Raw genomic sequence first — 17,119 nt, 5'->3', positions numbered from 1 at the left:
CCCTGAAATTTCTTCCAGGGGTTGTTTATTTACGACAATAATTCTAATTACAACACATCAATCGCGTTCAATTCTTTGAACGCTTGTTCCAGACGGGCAATCATAGAAACCTGACCGGCACGCAACCATACCCGTGGATCGTAGAATTTCTTATTGGGTTTATCTGCGCCTTCCGGATTACCCAGCTGGCCTTGCAGATAGCCTTCATTCTTTTTGTAATAGTTCAGAATACCTTCCCAAGTCGCCCATTGGGTGTCGGTATCAATATTCATTTTAACAACGCCGTAGCTGACCGCTTCCTTGATCTCTTCCGCTGTCGAACCGGAACCGCCGTGGAAAACAAAGTCCAGGCTGTTGTGTGGCAAATTGAATTTCTCAGCAACATAGTCCTGCGAGTTACGCAGAATTTTTGGTGTCAGTTTAACGTTGCCAGGCTTATAAACACCATGAACGTTACCGAAAGAAGCCGCAATAGTAAAACGTGGGCTGATAGCATTCAGCTTCTCATAAGCATAAGCCACGTCTTCCGGTTGAGTGTATAAAGCGGAACTATCCATATGGCTGTTATCAACACCATCTTCTTCACCACCAGTACAACCTAACTCGATTTCCAACGTCATATCGATTTTTGCCATACGAGCCAGATACTTGCTGCAAATTTCAATATTTTCTTCCAGCGATTCTTCTGATAGATCGATCATATGGGAAGAGAACAACGGTTTACCCGTCGCCGCGTAATGCTTTTCACCTGCATCTAACAAGCCGTCAATCCACGGCAGCAGTTTACGCGCACAGTGGTCAGTATGCAGGATCACAGGCACACCATAATGTTCAGCCATCTGATGAACATGGTGAGCACCCGAAATTGAACCCAGAATAGCCGCTTGCTGACCTTCAGCTTTCACACCCTTACCGGCAATAAAAGCAGCACCACCGTTAGAGAACTGAATAATGGCAGGAGAACGAACTTTGGCGGCCGTTTCCAACACTGCGTTGATTGAATCAGTACCTACACAGTTTACCGCCGGCAACGCAAAGTGGTTTTCTTTGGCTATTGCGAACACTTTTTGAACATCATCACCAGTGATGACACCCGGTTTTACGAAATCAAAAATTTTAGACATGTTACGTGGGTCCTGTTTAGAGCGGGCAGATAAAACTGCCCGTCATGACTTAATTACTGTTTTGCACGTTCTTCCAGCATCACAACCGCAGGCAGTTTCTTTCCTTCGACAAATTCAAGGAAAGCACCACCACCAGTAGAGATGTAAGAAATTTTGTCAGCAATACCGAACAGGTCGATCGCTGCCAGCGTATCGCCACCACCTGCAATAGAGAATGCGTCACTATCAGCAATTGCGCGGGCGACAATTTCAGTTCCTTGACGGAAATTAGGGAATTCGAATACACCAACCGGGCCATTCCACAGAATAGTTTTAGCGTTTTTCAGGATATCTGCCAGACGTTGAGCGGATTCCTCTCCCAGATCGAGGATTTGCTCATCATCTTTAATATCGCCGGTCGATTTCAAGGTGGCTTCCGCAGTTTCAGAGAATTCTGTTGCCACCCGAACATCAGTTGGCACTGGAATATCACAGCTTATCAGCAGTTTTTTCGCTTCTGGGATCAGGTCATCTTCATACAGTGAACGACCCACATTGTGGCCTTCCGCAGCAACAAAAGTATTCGCGATACCTCCGCCCACAATCAGTTGATCCGCGATTTTGGACAGGGTGTCCAATACAGTCAGCTTGGTTGAAACTTTAGAACCACCCACGATAGCAACCATTGGACGGGCCGGCTTATCCAGCGCTTTACCCAATGCTTCCAGTTCTGCGGACAGCAGAGGGCCTGCACAGGCAATAGGAGCAAACTTAGCCACACCGTGGGTAGAAGCCTGAGCACGATGCGCCGTACCGAATGCATCCATGACATAAATATCACACAGAGAAGCGTATTTTTTAGCCAGAGTTTCGTCGTCTTTCTTCTCACCTTTATTAAAGCGAACATTTTCCAGAACAACCAGCTCACCTTCCGCTATGTCCACACCTTCCAGATACGCTTTTTCCAGACGAACCGGGGAAGATAATTTCTCTTTCAGGTAATCGACTACTGGTTTCAGCGAGAATTCTTCATTATATTCGCCTTCAGTAGGACGGCCGAGGTGAGAAGTGATCATAACCTTAGCGCCCTGTTTTAATGCTGCTTCGATGGTCGGCAAAGAAGCCCGGATACGCGCATCAGAGGTGACTTTGCCATCTTTTACCGGAACGTTCAGGTCAACGCGGATCAAAACCCGCTTACCCGCCAGATCTAAATCGGTCATCTTAATTACAGACATGGTGAATCCTCTCGTTGATTCTCTAAATTGTTTAATCTTGTGCCGTGTGCAGATCTATTATTATGCACCGTCTGTCAGCAACAGATCATTTGAAACCCGTAGCAGCCATTGCTAACGTTGTATCCAACATTCGGTTAGCAAAACCCCACTCATTATCACACCAGACTAATGTCTTAATCAGATGTTGCCCACTGACCCGCGTTTGTGTGCCATCAACAATCGCGCTATGGGGATCGTGGTTAAAATCCGTTGAGACTAACGGCAATTCGGTATAGTCAACTATACCACGAAATGAAGTTGCAGCTGATTTTTGCATTAATTCATTGATTTTTCTGACATTCACTGGAAATTTTACTGTCACGCTCAAATCAATAGCAGTAACATTAATCGTTGGTACGCGTACTGAGATGGCTTCAAAACGGTCACAGAATTTTGGAAAAATCCGGGTTATCCCTGCGGCCAGTTTAGTATCCACCGGAATGATAGACTGGCTGGCAGCCCGGGTACGCCGTAAATCTTGATGATAGGCATCAATCACAGGCTGGTCATTCATTGAGGCATGTATTGTTGTCACTGTGCCAGATTCAATCTCAAATGCATCATCCAATAATTTAATGATGGGAATAATGCAGTTGGTGGTGCAAGAGGCATTGGATACAATGCGATCCTCCGCTGTCAGTAAGTCTTGATTCACACCATAAACCACCGTCGCGTCTAAGTCATTACCACCCGGATGAGAAAACAGCACCTTTTTTGCGCCACTGGCAAGATGCGCTTCCCCATCAGCTCTGCTGCCATATATCCCACTGCAATCAAGAACAATATCAATCCCCAATTCTTGCCAGGGCAATGCCGATATATCGGGTTGATGAAACAGACGAATATTATCGTCACCAACCTGCAACAAATCATTATTCAACCGCACATCCCAGGCAAAACGACCGTGACTGGAGTCATACTTCAGCAAGTGAGCAATCCCTTCGGCATTGGCCAACTCATTAACAGCAATAATAGCAATTTCAGCCCGACGCCCAGACTCATAAAGAGCACGTAAAATACTGCGCCCTATCCTGCCAAAACCGTTTATTGCTACCTTGATTGTCATGTTACTCCCTGAATATAGTTATTACCACGCAACCGTTTAGGATAACTGACTCAATCACTAATGTACTGATTGTTTATCACAAAATTGCTAAAACTGTGGCACAAAAAACCTCTCCAGACAACAAAATGAAACGATTCAGCTACTGACAATGAGATTAAGGGAAAAGTAGATTGATGGCAATAGTAAACTCACGAAATGGAAAACGTGCCATAAGAGCCTGCATAGATTAAACAACGACCTTAATCCACAAATGATGAATACGACAATCAACTGTCACTTTTTTGTGACAGTATTTGATATAAATCAAACCCAATACATTGATCTATCAATACCATTCGCTCAAATATTGACAACCAGCTTCAATATATGGAAACTGGTTGTCGTTTATTGAAGTCTAGGAAAGGAAGTAAATCGTGTCGATCAGGAAAACTCCGGCGTCTGAGATATTCAACGAAATCACATTGGCGGTATTCCGGCTCAATGCCCGACTGCTCTCTAAAGGGGATAAGCTCGTTGCCCCGTTGGGTATCACGAGCGCGATATGGCAGGTGCTCAGTGCGATTGCACTCGCACCGCATCCACTCTCAGCGCCGCAGATTGCCGCAACGATGCGCATCACACGCCAAGGTGCGCAGAAACAACTGAATCTTGGATTGAAGGCAGGAATGGTGAAAGCTATCATTAATCCCCGACACGAACGCTCACCGCTCTATCGACTCACTGAGCTTGGTCAGCGTACCTTTGATATGGCGACGTCGCTTGAAACCGAATGGATGGAATCGCTCGTGAAAGACACTGAACTCAACGAGCTGAAAGTGACGTTGGACACATTACTCAGCCTGGAGGCCAGACTGGAAGATCCATCGATGCCAGACAGTACTGAGGATTGGTTTATCAATCACGACAAAGAATTCGACTAACAGTACTACGCACCAACGGATCGCTGCACAACCTTCATACCTATGTTGGCATGTCGCCGTTGTGAACCGCATGAATCGCACGGCTCACTCCGGCAGAATAGTAAAACAAACATAAATACAAACAAGTCACTTTCAGGAGATAAAGATGCTAAAGCTAGAAGAAATGGACACCCACGTGACCATGCGGGAACAATTATTTTCGAACACCGATGGTTCCATAGTACTGATGAACATATTTCATGTTGATCCCGCACAGGCAGACATCCTGGAGGCGGCCTGGAAGGAAGATGCGGAGTATATGCTGGCACAAACCGGCCTGATTTCCGCACAATTACATCGCGGGATCGCTGGCAGTGGTACGTTCATGAACTATGCTGTTTGGGAAAATTTGGAGTGTTTTCGCGCTGCATTCACTAATCCAGAATTTCAGGCGAAGCTCGCCAAGTATCCCGATGGGATAACCGGGTCACCGCACATATTTCAAAAACTAGCCGTTCCCGGAATCTGCGAGGCATAAGTAAAAGAGCGCACCCGATCAACATTTACCCCGGATGCGCTCACTTCTAGACTAATTCATTATTTCAGCAGAGCTTTAGCCTTAGCGACGACATTCTCTACCGTGAAACCGAACTCTTTAAACAGCTGATCAGCAGGAGCCGATTCACCAAATGTCTCCATGCCCACGATAGCGCCATGCATACCGACATATTTAAACCAGTAATCAGCAATACCCGCTTCAACTGCAACACGCGCAGAAACCGCAGTGGGTAATACCGCTTCACGGTACGCTGCATCCTGCTTATCAAAAGCATAAGTAGACGGCATAGAAACGATACGTACTTTACGGCCTTCCTGAGTCAATTGATGATAAGCCCCTACCGCCAATTCAACTTCTGAACCTGTTGCGATCAGAATCAACTCTGGCTGACCTTCACAATCTTTCAGGATGTAAGCACCCTTTTCAATATTCGCCAACTGCTCAGCAGTACGCTCTTGCTGTGCCAGATTCTGGCGAGAGAAAATAAGTGCTGATGGACCGGTTTTACGTTCGATAGCGTATTTCCACGCCACTGCGGATTCAACCTGATCACATGGACGCCATGTGCTTAGATTTGGCGTCACACGCAAACTGGCAATCTGTTCTACCGGTTGGTGAGTCGGACCATCTTCACCCAAACCGATTGAGTCATGGGTATAAACAAAGATGCTGCGAATTTTCATCAGTGCCGCCATACGCACGGCGTTACGGGCATATTCAACGAACATCAGGAAAGTTGCGCCATAAGGTACAAAACCACCATGCAGAGCAATACCGTTCATAATGGCGGACATGCCAAATTCACGAACGCCATAATGGATGTAGTTACCTGCCTGATCTTCGTTCAATGGCTTAGAACCAGACCACATCGTCAAATTACTTGGCGCCAGGTCAGCAGACCCCCCCATAAATTCAGGCAGCACTTTACCGAAAGCTTCCAGAGCATTCTGAGAGGCTTTACGGCTGGCAATATTGGCAGGATTTTGTTGCAATTGTTCGATAAATGCTTTTGATTCGGTTTCCCAGTTTGCCGGTAATTCGCCACCGGTACGGCGTTTGAATTCAGCGGCTAATTCAGGATACGCTTTTTCATAAGCAGCGAACTTCTCATTCCAGGTTGCTTGCTTCGCGTTACCCATCTCTTTTGCATCCCACGCAGAATAGATTTCCGCTGGAATTTCAAAGGGGGGATGATTCCAACCCAGCACTTCACGCGTTGCAGCAATTTCTGCGTCACCCAGTGGGGCACCGTGAGAATCATGCGTACCCGCTTTGGTTGGCGCGCCAAAACCGATCACTGTTTTACACATCAGCAATGAAGGTTTATCAGAAACTTTACGCGCTTCTTCAATCGCTGCTTTGACTGCATCTGCATTATGACCATCAACGCCGCGAACCACATGCCAGCCATAAGCCTCAAAACGACCTGCGGTATCATCGGTAAACCAGCCTTCAACATGACCATCAATAGAAATACCATTGTCATCATAGAAAGCAATCAGTTTGCCCAGTTTTAACGTTCCCGCCAGCGAGCAAACTTCATGAGAAATGCCTTCCATCATGCAACCATCCCCCATAAACACATAAGTGTTATGGTCAACAATATCATGACCAGGACGGTTAAATTGCGTAGCCAGAGTACGTTCAGCAATCGCAAAACCTACCGCATTGGCAATCCCCTGCCCCAAAGGACCGGTCGTTGTCTCTATGCCTGGCGCATAACCATACTCAGGATGGCCTGGAGTTTTGGAATGTAACTGACGGAAATTTTTCAGATCATCAATAGAAACGTCATAACCGGTGAGATGCAACAGGCTATAAATCAGCATAGAGCCATGGCCGTTAGACAATACAAAACGATCACGATCGACCCAATGTGGATCAGTTGGGTTATGATTTAAATAATCACGCCATAAAACTTCAGCGATATCAGCCATTCCCATAGGCGCACCAGGGTGCCCTGATTTTGCTTTCTGCACAGCATCCATGCTAAGGAAGCGAATAGCATTAGCAAGGGTTTTACGAGTGGTCATTTTCTACTCCAAGTGGGATAAAAACGTTTAGGGGGATAATTTTCTCAGCCCAGCGTACAAACCGCAATCTTTAAAGCCAGATATTAAGGAAACTATCTTAATCTCACCTGAACAACAATTCTTTGATTTACGTTACTGGTTTGCATGAACTTCATCATTATCAGAGTAATAAACAAACTCATTACGCTATAGAGAGATCATTGAATTAAACATAACGATTAGGCGCAAAGTGATAGATAAAATACCCAATTAAACGGAAACACACTTTTAATTGGTGGCAATTTCCCACTACCACATCGATTGTTCATATTAAATATATATTACGTACCCATGACCCATCAGTTATTTAATTTATAAAAAATTCACACCCAGAAAAAATGCTTTTCAAACATCCCTATCATTGTCATGTCAACAAATTATTTAAAATAAAATAATAATTGTGGTTATATTTTCCCACATAACGATATTTTACATGAAATAATAAGAAACTTAATTAACCAATATAGATAAAACAGAAAAACATTATTTTTTTACGAATTAACTATTGCAATCCATTATATAATCAGGTTATTTTAAATATTATAATAAAAATAGCCATTCAGATAATCATTTAATTAACAATTAGGGCGACCCCGTGTTAAATATAAAAAACAAGCAAAATAATATCACTCCGAAATTAATTTGTATGTGGGAAAGAAGTCATGAACCTTTGGGCGCTAAAGATTGCCAGTCAAGATTTATCGCTACTGGCAGCAGAGAGTTATAAATTTTTTCCCAGAAACAAAAACTCAAACATCTTTCTAACAAAACAGGAATTTTGTTATGAATTACAAAAATTTAACAGTATCGCCTCAAATTATCAACCTTATGGAAACCAGTCATGAACCGTGGGGTATAAAAGATAAAAACTCTCGCTTTGTTTATGAAAATAAAGCAATGGCTATGTTGCGGGATCTTCCTGTTGGTTTTAATGTCGAAGGGCGTCTCGACAATGATTTGCCTTGGAATGGCGCAGCTTTTGCAGAACAATTTCAAATACATGACAGAGCCGTCATGCAATCAGAACAAAGAATATGTTCATTAGAAACACATTTATACGGTAAAGAAAAATTACTTTCCTCCTATTTCTTTGAAAAGTTTCCATTTTATAATGAAGATAATCAATGTGTTGGCGTTATTTTCCATGCATGGAAAGCCGAAGCTTTTTCTCTGACACGCTTTTTTTACGGTAAACTCCCTGCTTCTATCATGTTTCAGCCGCCTTCTGAGTTATTTACTCAACGGGAATGGGATGTCATTTTCTTATTTTTACAGAAATACACCAGTAAACAAATCGGGCTAAAACTCAATATCTCTTATCGCACTGTAGAAACCCATATGTTACGAATATACAAAAAAATTGGTATTAACTCTGGTCAGCAACTGGATGAATATTGCCGCCTTAATGATTTTGACCTCTATGTTCCTAAGAGATTTTTAAAGCCAGGAAGTAAAATGTTTATATAATATGATAAATACAAATAAAACATATGAAAACCATACATAATATATCATCACAGATAATAAATACCATGAAAAATAGCTCCGATCCTTGGGGCATTAAAGACAAAAGCACTTGTTTCATTTATGAAAATAAAGCAATGGCTATGCTACAAGATATTCCCCTTGATTTGAACGTTGAGGGGCGTTTTGATTGCGAGTTACCTTGGGCGGGAGCAGTCTTTGAAAAACAATTTCAACGACATGATAGAACAGTAATGCATTTAGAGAAAAGTATATATTCATTAGAAACACATATATTTGGTAAAGAAAAACATCTTTCTTCATATTTTTTCGAGAAATTCCCATTTTATAGTGAAGGCAATGAATGTATTGGCATAATTTTTCATGGACGGAAAGCAGAAGCACTTTCTTTAAAGCAATTTTTCAATGGAAAACTTCCATCTTCTATTATGTTCTGTTCTCCCTCAGAGCAATTATCCCAACAAGAATGGGAGATTATTTTTCTTTTTCTGGCAAAACATAGCAAAAGGGAAATCAGTCAAATACTTAACATTCCTTATCAATCTATTGAAAATAATATAGAAAAAACATATCAAAAACTAAAAGTAAATTCTTATTATCAACTGGAGGAATATTGCCGGATAAATAATTTCAATTCTTATATACCAGAAAGATTCTTATTTCCTTACTTATAAACATTACCTTTAAATTCAAATTATTATATATCAGCAATAATCCTAAAAACCCCACATTCTATTTCCGTGAAAAACATACCTACATAGGAATAATGGGTAATTATTTTCCCATTATACTGTGATATTAGAAAAATGTACCGATAATGGAGTGAAAATTTCATATCATACTGTAGAAAAATACGTTAAAAGTACCAATAAGAAACTATTAGCCAATCGAGCTATTAAACCAAGAATATTTTCAACATATAATAATTATGACCTTTACATCCGGCAGAAACACCTTCAATATATAGATCTCGTTTTGTTAAAAAATAACCGTTACCATTATTACGTAATCGTTTCGATAGCCTCTTTAATTAATCCTCATTAATAATCTGTCCCCTAATTACCACCAAGTGGTAAAAACATTGATAATTTATCTATTATCAGTGTTTTCTAATAATTAAAACTAGGAGATTATGATGAATATTCAAGATTGGCATCCAGCGGATATTATTGCAGCCTTAAGAAAACAAGGAACAAACCTTTCAGCGGTTTCCCGCAAAGCAGGTTTGGCATCATCGACACTGAGTAATGCATTGCATCGTCCATGGCCAAAGGGAGAAGCGTTAATCGCCACCGAATTGGGTTTACATCCATCGGCTATTTGGCCATCACGCTATAGACCTGGTAAAGAAAATAAGTTCCTGATAAAGGTTGCAGAAACAAGAAATATAGAAAGCTGGTAGCTTCCCTATGTCTTATTTTAATGCAATTTCATCATTGCCAATAAAGAGACTGCTGCATGACATAAACGGGAAAGCCCCGGGCGATTACCCAGGGCTTCGAAATCTTTGGCGGTGCGGACGGGACTCGAACCCGCGACCCCCGGCGTGACAGGCCGGTATTCTAACCGACTGAACTACCGCACCGCGCAGCGTTCTGGTTGAGAACGAGGTAGATATTACGAACCCAGGATCATCCCGTCAATATTTTTTATTACAAAGTGGCGCGCCTGATCAACTTTTCACCCTTAAAGGTGATTTATCTGCAATTTTATTTTAACTCTGTCCAGAACTTGTACGCCATAAACAACTCCCGCCTTTCTTCTCAACTAAATCCAATCTGGATTCATGAGCGGCAAGTTCTTCATCCGCTGCATAAATAACGTTTAACGCAGTTTGAGGCCGGATAATACGCTGCACTTCAGAACCCCCCGCATTGCCAGAAACGTCCCCTTCCATTGAGAATGTAAGAGAAGTCTGCCCGCCGGTCATGATCAAATAGACATCAGACAATATTTCAGCATCAAGTAACGCTCCGTGTAAGGTGCGTTTAGAGTTGTCTATATCATAACGATCACACAACGCATCAAGGTTGTTTCTTTTTCCCGGAAACAACGCTCTTGCTAATTGTAAACTATCGGTAATCTTGCAGAAATCAGCTGTTGGTGGGATATCACGGCCCAGTTTCCCAAATTCATAATCCATAAAACCGATATCGAAGGGAGCGTTATGGATAATTAACTCAGCGCCACGAATGAACTCAATGAATTCATCTGCAATATCAGCAAATATCGGCTTATCCTGCAAAAATTCATCACTGATTCCATGAACTTCAAACGCCTCAGGATCGACCAATCTGTCCGGTTTAACATAGATATGAAAATGGCGGCCTGTCAGACGGCGGTTAATAACCTCTACAGCGCCAATTTCAATAATATTGTGTCCTTCATAGTGAACACCTAACTTATTCATACCGGTGGTTTCGGTATCGAGGACAACTTGTCGTGTAATCGCAGTGCTCATAACGCTTTTTTATGTCAGACTTAAGGTTTTAGATTGAATAAGAAGAGTCTACCAGATATGAGCAAGCAGGTAGAAATTTTCACCGATGGATCTTGTCTTGGAAACCCAGGGCCAGGTGGATATGGTGTTTTATTACGTTATCAACAACACGAAAAAACCCTCAGTGACGGTTTTTATCGCACAACCAACAACAGAATGGAGCTGATGGCCGCAATTATTGGCCTGGAAACCCTAACCCGTCCTTGTAAAATTGTCTTAACCACCGATAGCCAATACGTACGCCAGGGCATTACCCAATGGATCCATAATTGGAAAAAGCGCGGCTGGCGTAAAGCAGATAAATCGCCTGTCAGTAACGTCGATTTATGGCAACGCCTCGATCAGGCAATTACCCGCCACGATATTGACTGGCAATGGGTTAAAGGCCATGCCGGGCATGATGAAAATGAACGTTGTGATGAATTGGCTCGAACCGCCGCAAACTCACCAACCAAAACCGATACCGGGTATGTCGAAAATACAGATTAATCGCGCTTTCGGTAACATTTTATTGCACCAACGGCCCCCCCCAGTTTGGGCCTTAATAGCGTCATTTTTATCTGGTTTAGCGTTAATGGCAGTGTCCGCTTACGGGCAATAATCAGGCTTACACAACCAAATACAGGCGAATGCCGGTTAAAAAAGCCGGCTTCATTTCGCCAGGGTAGTACTTGAAAACTCCCACGATACATCACTTCATAATTAAGCAGACTCAACCAATCAAGTTGACGCATCAGGGAAAACATACGGCTACAATAGGGCTGCTGTCGCCATAATCCTGGTACTAATTTCCCTAAACCTAGCAGACTCAATGAATTGAAACCACTGATGATAAGCCAGCCATCATCAATCATCACCCGGTCAACTTCCCGCAAAAGACGATGAGGATCAGCGCTGTAAGCCAACACATGACTCAGCAAACAAGCATCAACAGACTTTCCTTCAAACGGCAGATGATAAGGATCAGTAATCACCTGCATATTCTTTCCTTCCTTACCCACATTAATCTGATTAAAAATCGGACACGCCTTGCTGTCAATTTCAGCACTCAAATGACCGATTTTCAACAAATGGAAACCAAATATTTTCTGCCACCAGGGTTGTAATTGACGTTCCAACGCAGCACGGTAATACTCCCCCCAAGGTAAATCAGACCAAGAAGCCGGGGGATTCATGTTCTGTGTTGTCTGTGCAGATTGCATGGCTTCTTTTCCTTAATAAACCGCTGTTAATAAGAGGTATACAATGGAGCTTATCAGCATTCCGGCCCTTTCGGATAATTACATTTGGTTACTTTGTGATGAAGATAGACACACTGTAATTATTGATCCGGCAGAATCACAACCGGTTCTTGATACCTTGAAATCCCGTGGCTGGATACCCGATGCAATTTTACTTACCCATCATCATCACGATCATGTTGGTGGCGTCCCTGGGATTATTGATCAATTCCCTGATCTGCCAGTATACGGCCCAGAAGAAACCCAGAACAAAGGTGCCACAATAATAGTACGTGGCGGTAATAGCATCAATTTTGGTTGTTTTTCTTTTCTGGTTATTGATGTTCCAGGCCATACTCTGGGACACATTGCTTTTTATCAAGCCCCTTATCTCTTTTGTGGGGATACATTGTTCTCTGGTGGCTGCGGACGTCTCTTTGAAGGCACCGCAGAACAGATGTACGCCTCTATAGGAAAAATAGCTGAATTGCCTGATGACACACTGATCTGTTGCGCCCATGAATATACCATTTCTAATATGAAGTTCGCTCATGCTGTTTTGCCCAATCAGACTATCAGCGAATACCAGCAAAAAGTAACTAAAATGAGGGAAAATAATCAACCAACAGTACCAACCACGTTACAAACTGAGAAAAAAATCAATATTTTCTTAAAATGTGATGATATTGATTTACAAAGAAATATTGGGATCACACCGCACTCTCAACCGCTTTCCAGCGTTTTCCGTCAGCTAAGAATACAAAAAGATCAATTCTGATTTAGATAGTTGCTATATCAAGCCAAGATAAGTATTATTGCTCGTCTTTTAAGCAACTATAAAAATTAATTATGAAGACAAAAGCGATTCTGTTCGCATCTGTCTTGCTGGTTGGCTGTCAATCCGGACCTGATTGGTCGACGACAGCCAAGCAACGGGTACAGAATTCGTCTTCAACGAATCTAAAAACAGGCAAGATAGCAGCAACTGATGGCACCAATCAGTTTGCTGCCTGGAAGGATGGCGATCCCAGCGCTCAACAGGAGCTGTGGAGATACATCCGTGATGAGTTGAGGATGCAGATCCCTGATAATTACAGGGTTCGTGAACAACGAAATTATTACCTGAAAAACAAGAGCTATCTCCACGATGTCACTTTACGGGCTGAACCGTATATGTACTGGATAGTCAGGCAAATCAAGCAGCGCGATATGCCCATGGAACTGGTACTGGTACCCATAGTGGAGAGTGCTTTTAACCCGCATGCTACCTCACGCGCTAAAGCGGCAGGTCTGTGGCAGATTGTCCCGGATACGGGTCGCAATTACGGTCTCACTCAGGATAAATGGTACGACGCACGCCGAGACGTTGCCGCATCAACAACTGCCGCCCTGAATCTGTTACAACGCCTGAATAAAATGTTCAATGGTGACTGGTTATTGACTATTGCGGCTTACAACAGCGGCGAAGGCCGTGTTATGCGCGCAATGAAAGAAAATGCGGCAAAAGGTAGACCAACCGATTTTTGGTCCTTATCGCTGCCAAGAGAAACTGCGCGCTATGTCCCTAAAGTTCTAGCGCTCAGTGATGTCATCCGTCACAGTGATAAATATGGTATTACACTGCCAAAATCCAATGATCAACGAGCACTTGATCAGATTGATGTTGGTCAGCAAATCACACTGTCTCAAGCCGCAGAAATGGCGGGCATGTCCCTGACATCCATTAAGGCATATAACCCTGGATATAAACGGGGAGTCACATCACCTAACGGTCCACATTACATCATGCTGCCAAAGGCAAAAGTTGATCAGTTTAAAAATTCGCTGGCAAATGAAACTATTCTGGGCAATATGCGTCAGGAAGTTGCGAAGAACAACCGACGACTGAATAAACGAAGCCAATACAAAGTTCGTTCAGGAGATACATTATCCGCTATTGCAAAACGGTTTAATGTCTCCCCCCGTGAATTACAACGCATGAATAACCTAAAAACGGCCAGGTTATTGAAAATTGGACAAATATTAAGGGTAAATAATAACAACGCTATTATTTACCGTGTCCGTCAAGGTGATTCAATTGCCAGTATTGCTAAACGTCACGGTATCAACATTAAGGATTTAATGAACTGGAACGATGGCATAAAAACAACAGATATAAAACCAGGAATTGAACTAACGCTTTATATCTATGAATATTATGATGAAGCATAAAGCCTTTTCCGACAAGTGTTTGTTGTTAAAGAAATATAATAGATGGCCCTCCCTCAGGGCCATTTCTTCATAAATTTCAACCGTAAGAGGCACGACCCAGCAGACTAAAACATATGCTTTGACATATGCCTACTTGTGGCCTATGCTTTAGCATATGATTAGAGAAGGAGATTACGATGGAAAGAATCGCGAAACTATTTAAAAATGGCCGGAATCAAGCGGTAAGATTACCCGTCGAATTTGAGTTTGATACAGACCGTGTATATATTCGTCGAGACGATAACGGTAATATTATCCTGTCAAAACAACCAGCCAAACCAGATAATTTAGAGCATTTTTTCAATTTACTTGAAAAGACAACTGTACCTTCAACATTTCTAGATGCTGATGAACGGCAGCAAGGAATAGCAGATCGTGATCCGTTTGCTGGAGTGAAATAATAATGTATATGTTGGATACAAATACAGTTAGTTATCTATACCGGAAACATCCACAAGTTATAGCAAAAATGAAATGTACGCCACTGTCAGAAATATGCATTTCCAGTATTACTGAAGCTGAATTACTTTACGGTATTGCTAAACATCAAAATAGAGTGCTGAAAGCCACGGTACATGTCTTTTTAGATTCCATTAAAGTTTATGATTGGGATAGTGAAGCTGCGGCAAGCTACGGCACTCTAAAAGCTGCTATGGAAAAGAAAGGGAAAGTTATGGGGGCACTCGATCAACTTATCGCCGCTCACGCACTTAGCCGAAGGATCACTATGGTAACGAACGATAAAGCGTTTTCAATGATACCGGATTTGCCCCTTGAAGATTGGACATTATAAAAATAAAACCAGGAAATATCCGGCTCATATAAATAATTCCATTACTCAGCTTTTGCAGCAACTTTATAATAAAACCTCTGGAAGCTTTGTTGTTTTTTAACGATATAATTAGGAGATAATAATTTCAACAACAAATTAATTCATAAAAAAGTGAAAGAAAAAATAGTCATCACTATAGGAAAATATAATTCAAAGAAAACATTATCTAATTGAGAAGGATTCAATTAGTCAAAATTCACAACACAGTTGTATAATAATATTTTTATTGAAAATGACAGTCAGGTTATTTACCTACACTTTTAACCTTAGAAGATCGAGTCTGAATTTACAATCCTTTGAAATCACTATTCTTAAATAGATTTTAATTGAAATAAATGGCGGATTCGACTAATAAGTGCAAGCTTTCTTTGCCCGGTATATTGCTAACAATCTTATACCCTCCTTTTTCCCAACCGCTCTTGTAGTACCTAATACTTTCACTATCACTCCTTTATCCTTTCTAATTTGGCTTGGTATTTCCTCCCTTCTGCGTATTTCACAATAGCGTTTCTCTGTCACCGGTCCATCAGGCTTTATCGCAAGAAATAGATGAAATAAACCTTATATCCATACGGAGTAAAATTGAATTTATGAAAAATAAAACACAACATCCACCAACGTTAAGACAGAATACAAACTATACGTTTTTATTTATCCTTTCAGTCACCGTTTTCTTCGTTGGCGCGACCGAATTCATGTTATCGTCCATGCTTACCCCTTTATCAGTAGCCTTCGGAACGACCACCGTCGGAGCATCCTGGCTAGTGTCTAGTTATGCATTTTCCTATGCTCTGGCAGCCCCGGTACTCGGATATTTTTCAGATCGTGTTAATCGGAGCAGATTGCTTCTGAGTTCCTTATTGTTTTTCGCCGTAGATGGTCTCGCTATCATTCTGGCACCTACTCTTGAAATCGCAATCGCACTGCGGATTTTTGGCGGTATAGCATCAGCGGTCATCATACCGACAGTATTTGCCTTGATCGCCGATATCGTTCCTTATAATCATCAAGCGGGCGCTATGGGCAGCGTAATGATTGGTATGACTTTCGGTATTGCATTTGGTCCAGCTTTAGCGGGAATACTTACTGACCTCATTAGTTGGCAAGCACCATTTTTATTTAGCTCGCTTGGCTGCACCGTCACATTTATCGCAGGATTTTACTGTCTTCCGACGCCAATGGCGTCAAAAGAGCTTATAAGCCGGCAATTAGTCTGGTTTCGGCAATGGTCAATCATCAGACCACTCATTGCAAAAGGGGCGTGGAATGGTGCTGGCGTCTCGGCTTTTCTTCTGTCGGGAGAAGTTTTGCGTCAACGGTACGGATTTGGTCCAACCGAAATCGGCTTGACCGTGATAGCCTTTGGCGTCGGTCTGGGGATAGGGAATATCTCAGTTGGTGGGCTTCGCAAGCTTTGTGGTCGAGAAGAAGCGACTTTAGTCGTTATCAGTCTGCTACTAACTGGTGTGATCTCAGTTTTCATGCTCGTTCCAATTACACTCTTCGGTTCATTGGGATGTTTGATATTTTGGGGAATCGCACTTGGTGCTGGAGCACCTTCAAGTACAGTGGTTTTGGTGACAAGAGCAAGTGCTAATAAAGGTATGGTTCTGGCCTTTGCAGAAACATTCAATAATCTGAGCATTTTGAGTTTAGTGCCATTAGCCATGACAGGACTAGCCACAGCAGGCCCACACGCTGCAATGGTTGTATTATCGGTAGGATTGGTTATCGGTCTTACATTAACAATATTAGATTTCTGGCTGACTCGTTGCGGAAATTCGGCAGGTTCTTCGGTATGAATACTTCGCCCTCTGGCTTTATCCCCCTGCCGGAACATCAGGCAGGGTTGTTAT

Annotated in this window: 17 protein-coding genes and 1 tRNA gene; 11 read left to right on the top strand and 7 right to left on the bottom strand. The window is 42.3% G+C overall.

The window, feature by feature from the left end; translation table 11 throughout:
- Nucleotides 1-47 precede the first annotated feature (47 nt).
- The 3 genes from fbaA to epd all read right to left on the bottom strand — a co-directional run bounded on the left by fbaA (nt 48) and on the right by epd (nt 3,446).
- Complete coding sequence (fbaA, locus tag C5471_RS07260) at nt 48-1,124, bottom strand: class II fructose-bisphosphate aldolase (protein WP_133815480.1); 1,077 nt, start codon at nt 1,122-1,124, stop codon at nt 48-50.
- Nucleotides 1,125-1,177: 53 nt separating this feature from the next.
- Nucleotides 1,178-2,341, bottom strand: a complete 1,164-nt coding sequence (pgk, locus tag C5471_RS07255; RefSeq protein ID WP_133815481.1) for a phosphoglycerate kinase — start codon at nt 2,339-2,341, stop codon at nt 1,178-1,180.
- 85 nt (nt 2,342-2,426) lie between these two features.
- The gene (gene epd, locus C5471_RS07250) at nt 2,427-3,446 is read right to left on the bottom strand and encodes an erythrose-4-phosphate dehydrogenase (protein ID WP_133815482.1); all 1,020 of its coding nucleotides are present in this window, start codon (nt 3,444-3,446) and stop codon (nt 2,427-2,429) included.
- Nucleotides 3,447-3,859: 413 nt separating this feature from the next.
- Between epd and C5471_RS07245 the strand changes: the two genes are divergently transcribed.
- A complete protein-coding gene (locus C5471_RS07245; protein ID WP_133815483.1) occupies nt 3,860-4,366 on the top strand; it encodes a MarR family transcriptional regulator in 507 nt (168 codons plus the stop codon).
- A gap of 145 nt (nt 4,367-4,511) precedes the next feature.
- The gene (locus C5471_RS07240; protein ID WP_023044239.1) at nt 4,512-4,883 is read left to right on the top strand and encodes an antibiotic biosynthesis monooxygenase family protein; all 372 of its coding nucleotides are present in this window, start codon (nt 4,512-4,514) and stop codon (nt 4,881-4,883) included.
- Nucleotides 4,884-4,942: 59 nt separating this feature from the next.
- Here C5471_RS07240 and tkt read toward each other — a convergent pair whose 3' ends face one another.
- On the bottom strand, nt 4,943-6,937 hold the full coding sequence (gene tkt / locus C5471_RS07235) for a transketolase (protein ID WP_133815484.1): 1,995 nt from the start codon (nt 6,935-6,937) through the stop codon (nt 4,943-4,945).
- Nucleotides 6,938-7,759: 822 nt separating this feature from the next.
- Between tkt and C5471_RS07230 the strand changes: the two genes are divergently transcribed.
- From C5471_RS07230 to C5471_RS07220, 3 genes are all read left to right on the top strand, one after another.
- Nucleotides 7,760-8,443, top strand: a complete 684-nt coding sequence (locus C5471_RS07230) for a helix-turn-helix transcriptional regulator (protein ID WP_133815485.1) — start codon at nt 7,760-7,762, stop codon at nt 8,441-8,443.
- Nucleotides 8,444-8,508: 65 nt separating this feature from the next.
- Entirely contained in the window at nt 8,509-9,135 is a 627-nt protein-coding gene (locus tag C5471_RS07225; protein ID WP_242688610.1) for a helix-turn-helix transcriptional regulator, read from the top strand.
- Nucleotides 9,136-9,596: 461 nt separating this feature from the next.
- Nucleotides 9,597-9,863 (top strand): helix-turn-helix domain-containing protein, encoded by a 267-nt coding sequence (locus tag C5471_RS07220; RefSeq protein WP_133815696.1) that lies wholly within the window; start codon nt 9,597-9,599, stop codon nt 9,861-9,863.
- A gap of 106 nt (nt 9,864-9,969) precedes the next feature.
- Here the strand turns inward: C5471_RS07220 and C5471_RS07215 are convergent.
- A tRNA-Asp gene (locus C5471_RS07215) sits at nt 9,970-10,046 on the bottom strand.
- A gap of 129 nt (nt 10,047-10,175) precedes the next feature.
- Entirely contained in the window at nt 10,176-10,922 is a 747-nt protein-coding gene (gene dnaQ / locus C5471_RS07210) for a DNA polymerase III subunit epsilon (RefSeq protein ID WP_133815487.1), read from the bottom strand.
- A gap of 57 nt (nt 10,923-10,979) precedes the next feature.
- Here dnaQ and rnhA point away from each other — a divergent pair, with 57 nt between their 5' ends.
- Nucleotides 10,980-11,450 (top strand): ribonuclease HI, encoded by a 471-nt coding sequence (gene rnhA, locus C5471_RS07205; protein ID WP_133815488.1) that lies wholly within the window; start codon nt 10,980-10,982, stop codon nt 11,448-11,450.
- Here rnhA and C5471_RS07200 read toward each other — a convergent pair.
- On the bottom strand, nt 11,447-12,163 hold the full coding sequence (locus C5471_RS07200; RefSeq protein WP_133815489.1) for a class I SAM-dependent methyltransferase: 717 nt from the start codon (nt 12,161-12,163) through the stop codon (nt 11,447-11,449). The genes rnhA and C5471_RS07200 overlap by 4 nt on opposite strands.
- A gap of 43 nt (nt 12,164-12,206) precedes the next feature.
- Here C5471_RS07200 and gloB point away from each other — a divergent pair, with 43 nt between their 5' ends.
- From gloB to C5471_RS07175, 5 genes are all read left to right on the top strand, one after another.
- Entirely contained in the window at nt 12,207-12,959 is a 753-nt protein-coding gene (gloB, locus tag C5471_RS07195) for a hydroxyacylglutathione hydrolase (RefSeq protein ID WP_133815490.1), read from the top strand.
- A 71-nt stretch (nt 12,960-13,030) separates the two neighbouring features.
- Entirely contained in the window at nt 13,031-14,392 is a 1,362-nt protein-coding gene (mltD, locus tag C5471_RS07190; RefSeq protein ID WP_133815491.1) for a murein transglycosylase D, read from the top strand.
- A gap of 176 nt (nt 14,393-14,568) precedes the next feature.
- A complete protein-coding gene (locus tag C5471_RS07185; RefSeq protein ID WP_133815492.1) occupies nt 14,569-14,832 on the top strand; it encodes an antitoxin in 264 nt (87 codons plus the stop codon).
- Nucleotides 14,833-14,834: 2 nt separating this feature from the next.
- Nucleotides 14,835-15,224, top strand: a complete 390-nt coding sequence (locus C5471_RS07180; RefSeq protein WP_133815493.1) for a type II toxin-antitoxin system VapC family toxin — start codon at nt 14,835-14,837, stop codon at nt 15,222-15,224.
- 629 nt (nt 15,225-15,853) lie between these two features.
- Nucleotides 15,854-17,065, top strand: coding sequence for an MFS transporter (locus C5471_RS07175; RefSeq protein WP_133815494.1), 1,212 nt, complete (start codon nt 15,854-15,856; stop codon nt 17,063-17,065).
- The last annotated feature ends 54 nt before the right edge of the window (nt 17,066-17,119 follow it).

The organism is Photorhabdus tasmaniensis, assembly GCF_011189505.1.
Lineage (GTDB): Bacteria > Pseudomonadota > Gammaproteobacteria > Enterobacterales > Enterobacteriaceae > Photorhabdus > Photorhabdus tasmaniensis.
The sequence above is the reverse complement of the archived record's forward strand: the minus strand, read 5'-3'. Positions and strand labels throughout refer to the sequence as shown.

Bases quoted from the DNA above. Each gene is read 5' to 3' on its own strand.
- mltD (WP_133815491.1), top strand. From the start codon at position 13,031: ATGAAGACAAAAGCGATTCTGTTCGCATCTGTCTTGCTGGTTGGCTGT.
- gloB (WP_133815490.1), top strand. From the start codon at position 12,207: ATGGAGCTTATCAGCATTCCGGCCCTTTCGGATAATTACATTTGGTTA.
- C5471_RS07175 (WP_133815494.1), top strand. From the start codon at position 15,854: ATGAAAAATAAAACACAACATCCACCAACGTTAAGACAGAATACAAAC.
- C5471_RS07200 (WP_133815489.1), bottom strand. From the start codon at position 12,163: ATGCAATCTGCACAGACAACACAGAACATGAATCCCCCGGCTTCTTGG.
- C5471_RS07180 (WP_133815493.1), top strand. From the start codon at position 14,835: ATGTATATGTTGGATACAAATACAGTTAGTTATCTATACCGGAAACAT.
- pgk (WP_133815481.1), bottom strand. From the start codon at position 2,341: ATGTCTGTAATTAAGATGACCGATTTAGATCTGGCGGGTAAGCGGGTT.
- C5471_RS07225 (WP_242688610.1), top strand. From the start codon at position 8,509: ATGAAAAATAGCTCCGATCCTTGGGGCATTAAAGACAAAAGCACTTGT.
- dnaQ (WP_133815487.1), bottom strand. From the start codon at position 10,922: ATGAGCACTGCGATTACACGACAAGTTGTCCTCGATACCGAAACCACC.
- tkt (WP_133815484.1), bottom strand. From the start codon at position 6,937: ATGACCACTCGTAAAACCCTTGCTAATGCTATTCGCTTCCTTAGCATG.
- epd (WP_133815482.1), bottom strand. From the start codon at position 3,446: ATGACAATCAAGGTAGCAATAAACGGTTTTGGCAGGATAGGGCGCAGT.
- C5471_RS07230 (WP_133815485.1), top strand. From the start codon at position 7,760: ATGAATTACAAAAATTTAACAGTATCGCCTCAAATTATCAACCTTATG.
- fbaA (WP_133815480.1), bottom strand. From the start codon at position 1,124: ATGTCTAAAATTTTTGATTTCGTAAAACCGGGTGTCATCACTGGTGAT.
- C5471_RS07220 (WP_133815696.1), top strand. From the start codon at position 9,597: ATGAATATTCAAGATTGGCATCCAGCGGATATTATTGCAGCCTTAAGA.
- C5471_RS07185 (WP_133815492.1), top strand. From the start codon at position 14,569: ATGGAAAGAATCGCGAAACTATTTAAAAATGGCCGGAATCAAGCGGTA.
- rnhA (WP_133815488.1), top strand. From the start codon at position 10,980: ATGAGCAAGCAGGTAGAAATTTTCACCGATGGATCTTGTCTTGGAAAC.
- C5471_RS07240 (WP_023044239.1), top strand. From the start codon at position 4,512: ATGCTAAAGCTAGAAGAAATGGACACCCACGTGACCATGCGGGAACAA.